Below are 5,002 nucleotides of genomic sequence, written 5' to 3' on the forward strand. Positions count from 1 at the left end.
CCGCCATAAATGTCTTTGTTCCAGATATAGGCGTTTCTCTCTGTAGCTGTGGCAGTCTGAAAAATGGGATAACTGACGATATGATCATCGGCAGAAACCTGTGCCAGACCACCAGTCGAATTCATCACTGCTGTATTGTCCAGCAAAAGCTGAAAATCCGTTAGGGTGGTAGGTTCGGCAATATTTGTACTTGGTTTTTTATCCAAAAAATCTGACTTTTTGCAGGAAATGCAGATGGAGAGCAGCGTCATTATCCAAATCAAATTTTTCATCTTTATCATTATTGAATATTTTAAATTCATTTTTATAGGCCCGCTCTTAATCCAAATGCTATTGTTCTTACTGTCGGAACACCAGTTGGATAATCCGGATCTAAATGATAGCGATTGGACCTCCAAAGAATCCCGACATTGTCTATATAAGTAAAGACATTTAAATTTTTAACTGGAAAACCGGACTTTTGAGGAAAGGTATAATCTAAACGAATGTCTTTTAAACGGATATTATCCGCCTTTTCTACAAGAACATCTGAATATTTATAAAAATCGTCTCTTTTGTCTACAAATGGATAAATCAAGGCGGGAACTGTGGTGTAGTTTTCATCACCGTGCTTCTGCCAGCGGGATCCGTAATCTCCATAGGAATATGCCCCAGAATTAATACTATTACCAGTGAATGAATTTCTCCTGAAATAGTAACCAAATCTGTAGGAAATGTTAAAGGAAAGGCCAACTCCTTTGTAACTAAAGGTATTCAATAGGTTACCAAAACTAGTTGGCGTTGCTGAACCATTGTACACCAGTTCTTTTCGGTTGGTAGAGCCATAAATATCTGCATAGTTTGTGCTTAATACGCCGTTCAAATACCCCTGAGGGTCACCATTCTTATTTAAGCCGCCGTATTTAAAGCTAAATACCGAATAAAAGGGAAAACCTTCCAAAGGATTTTTATAATTTTCGTCAATAACATTAAAGTTTGATCCGTTGGATACTTTATAAGAAGTGACCGTACTATTTACATGGTTATACAATAAAGTGGTGTTCCATTGTATGGCACCCATCAGGTTTCTGGTATTGATTTGAAGGTCCATTCCTTTGGTTAGTGTATTGGCAGAGTTCCCCATATAAACGGTCATTCCGGTTTGCGGTGCTACACTGGTATTTCCAATCAGGTCCATCCCTTTTTTCTGCCATATATCCACACTTCCGCTGATTCGGCTATTTTTAGTCATGAAATCCAGGCCAAAGTTGATGTTTCTTACTTTTTCCCAGCGAAGGGAAGGATTAGGCGGATTGATTACACTTGCAAATGGTGCATTATAAGCATTCAAGGCAGCCGGATTGATTAAGGAGGTTAAATAAGCGGATAGATTGTTATCTACATTTCCAGTATAACCGTAAGTAGCCCTTAATTTTAAATAGGGCAACCAATCTATGTCATAAAAATGCTCCTTGTTTAATACCCATGACAATCCTGCACTCCAAAGTGGAATGCCTTTCTGGTTTGTACTTACACCAAATAAATTGGATTCATCCTGCCTTGCACTTAAGGACACGATATACTTGTCCGCATAAGTATAAGCACCATTGAAATAATAGGAAAAGAAACGGTTAATGGTTCCATTTGAACCATAATAGAATGGAATTTTCCCGCCCGATCCATAGAAGAAGGGATATTCATCGGTAAAATTCAGAGAAGAATTTTGATTTGTACCCGTTTTTACATCATAACCATAAAATGTATTTAATGCTATATTTGTATTCAATTCCCTTATCTCCACCCCTGCAATTGCATTCAGTGTATGTTTTCCAAAATGCACTTCTTCATCAATCTGAAGCCTTCCACTCTGAGATTTACTATTCGTAAACTGGCTGCCATAAATATCTCCAAGCGGTATATTACGGGTTAGTTTTCCAGTCATCGCATCAATTTGACTATAGGTATTGATCAAATTTCGTGTGTAATAAGAGGCTTGTTCATACAATGTACCCTGATCAGATTTTCCTTTTTCATAGTTGTACACCGCAGAAAGTTTTAATCCGGTAACGACTTTGTAGTTTAGGGCCAGATTAATCCGGTAATTGCCTACATCGGTTGTCGTAGTGTTATATCTGTTTTGCAATTCTTCCAGTGGTCTATATAGCCAATTGAGTAATTTTCCATTACCAGCGGTTTTGGCATAAGGTAAATTAAAATCTTTCACAACAGCAGTGGAATTACCATTATTATCGGCTAACTGATCATAAGGGTAAGATACACCTGGGGCTGGAATCGTCTTATTTTTAATATCGGTGTACCTTAGGTTAGAAGAAATCTCTAATTTGTCTTTGAAAAAGTAAAAACTATTGCTGGCATTTAAGGTGATTCGGTTGTAACTGTTTCCTACTGCGCTGCCCAGGTTATGGTCATATCCGGCAGAGAGTGCATATTTCTGATGTTTTCCTCCCCCACTTATATTGGCCTGGTATTGCTGGGCAATGCTGGTCTGGTAGAAATATTTCGAGAGCTGATCCCTGACATCATTGTTGCGCAATACATTCAATTTCGATTCGTAATCTGGAGCAGATGGATTTCGAAAGAGCTCCACCGCAGGTGGAAGTGGAAGATAACCACTACCAATGTTATAATCGTATGCACCTTGCTTATACAGATATTGTTGCGCATCTATCACTTCCGAAGAGCTGGGCTGAGAGTTGTAATAGAGGTTTGGCTTTTGACCAAAAGTCACATTGGCATTGAAACCAATCTTCGGGGCGGTATTCAGGCTTCCTTTTTTGGTCGTAATCACAATTACACCATTTCCAGAGCGTGTACCCCATGCCGAAGCTGCCGCAGCGTCCTTTAAAATCGTAATGGTTTCTATATCATTCGGGTTGATGTTGTTTATGTCCCCATCGTAAGGAAAGTTATCCAGAACAATCAGTGGATCGGCATTGCCAAATAAGGTGGAACGGCCATGAATCTCTATAGCACTCTGCCCAACCTGCCTTGTTACCGGTGAAGTAAAAATCAAGCCGCTGGTTACACCATCCAGACGGTCAAGGATACCCGTAGAAACAGAACGGTCCAATAGATCTTTGTCTATCCGAACAAAAGAACCAGTGGCTCTTTCTTTAGGCAAAGTCTGGTAACCTGTAGATACAATCTGAACTTCATCGAGGTTTCCGCTGATCATCATCAGTTTTAAGGTACCCACATCTGTTTGCGCGCGGATTTCTCTGGATTGATAACCAAGATAGGAAACCACCAACGCAGCATCAGGCCGAACGCCTTCTAAAGTAAACCTGCCCAGACTGTCTGTATGCACGTACTTGTTCTTGTTTTTAACTTTTATGGTAGCTGCCCAAAGTGGTTTGTTGTTTTCATCCCGCACTACGCCGCTGACATTAATTTCCCGGAACGGGCTCATGATCCTATCCAGAAAAGAAACTTCCTTTTGGGTAATAACTATGGTTTTATCAGTAATGGTGAAACTAAGAGAGGGATTGGTGAGGGCTTTGCTCATCACCTCATTTAAAGAGGCGCCATGGAAGTTTACACTGATGCTTTTTTCTGCGTTGAGCTTTTCCTCATTCCAGATCACATTAAACCCGGTTTGTTTTTTAATCTCTTTGAAAAGCTGAGCAAGGGTTACTTCTTTTTTAACGTAGGTTATTTTCTGGGCAAAAGCAGATACACCGATTAACAATAACAAAGTAAAAATAATAGAAGTAAGTATGCGCATGTATCAACAAAATAGGAAAAGACCTATTTTTCAATAAGCCCATTTTTTGTTGCAAATTACATAATTTTGATGATTCTGTTAAACAGGAATAAAGATTTTATTGTACATAAACTTTTCTTCCCTCCATTTTGAATTTAACATCGCCGGTCAGCTCCAGCATGCGCAATACCTTGGAAATGTCTTTGTACTTAGAGATGGTGCCGCCAAATAACTGACTTCCTGTTTGTTGGTTCTGATAGATAACATCTACATCATACCATCTCGACAATTGTTTCATGATTCGCTCCAATGGTTCGTTTCTAAAAGAAAATTCACCATTTTTCCAAGCAATGACACCATCCGGATCAACAGACCTCACTTTAATCAGGGAGCCTGAGTTGACAGCCTGTTGTCCGGGTTTAAGTGCAACCATATTAACCAACACGCTTCCTTCTGTTAAAGTTGTTTGCGTACTGGTATCATCTGGATAACTACTAATATTGAAATGCGTACCCAGTACTTTTACCACCTGGGTTTTGCTTTGCACCAAAAAGGGATGCATTTTATCTTTTGCTACCTCGAAGTAGGCCTCGCCCTTCAACTCAATTCTACGTTCTTTACGTCCGGCGAAAGAAACGGGGTAGGTTAAAGTTGAAGCAGCGTTGAGCCATACTTTCGTGCCGTCTGGCAACGAGAGCTTATATTGTCCACCACGGGGTGTAACCATGGTGTTTACATTTTTTGTTTCTGATTCCTGGTTCCGGGCCCCGTTGGTGTACGGGGCCGGGTCAGGTCGAGAGGTGTAGATAATTTCTCCACCTTCGGACTTGATTACTTTCATGGTAGATTGTAGGGCCAGCACACCATTCTTCGCTTCACTTAAACTAATTTTATCGCCATTGCTTAAAATAAGCGTGGCTTTATCAGTTCCGGGAAGAATGTTGTTGGCAAACCTATTGTCCGAAGGTTCTTTAGTGAAAAAATATATACAAATGCCAAGTATAGTGACCACTGATGCTGCTGCAAGTACAATGCGCATAGGCAGCCTGGTGGTTTTAACTGTAGTTGTTGGTTGAGTTTGGAGAAGAATAGATGACCACATTTCATCGTGGGTATCTCTAAGAAGCGTTTCTGATAAACCTGAAGGTTGATCTTCATGCAAATGATGCAGCCAATAGCGCACTTGCTGATTTTCCTGCGGGGAGTCTGTCCCTGCCTGAAATCTTTCTAATACTTCTTTTGACTGTTGTTCGTTCATCTTTTTCTAATTATCTATATCAAGATAATCACAACAAAGAC

Annotated in this window: 3 protein-coding genes; all 3 read right to left on the reverse strand. The window is 40.0% G+C overall.

The annotated features are described in order from the left end of the window. Window positions 1-272: hypothetical protein (locus DBR11_RS01905; RefSeq protein ID WP_369974414.1), on the reverse strand; the 272-nt coding region annotated here is incomplete at its 3' end. A 32-nt stretch (window positions 273-304) separates the two neighbouring features. After that, entirely contained in the window at window positions 305-3,724 is a 3,420-nt protein-coding gene (locus DBR11_RS01910; protein ID WP_108549920.1) for a SusC/RagA family TonB-linked outer membrane protein, read from the reverse strand. Window positions 3,725-3,821: 97 nt separating this feature from the next. After that, window positions 3,822-4,961 carry a FecR family protein gene (locus DBR11_RS01915; RefSeq protein WP_108549921.1) on the reverse strand — a complete coding sequence of 380 codons (1,140 nt, stop codon included), beginning with the start codon at window positions 4,959-4,961 and terminating at the stop codon, window positions 3,822-3,824. Window positions 4,962-5,002: the final 41 nt, after the last annotated feature.

Source organism: Pedobacter sp. HMWF019, from assembly GCF_003061025.1.
Taxonomy (GTDB): domain Bacteria; phylum Bacteroidota; class Bacteroidia; order Sphingobacteriales; family Sphingobacteriaceae; genus Pedobacter.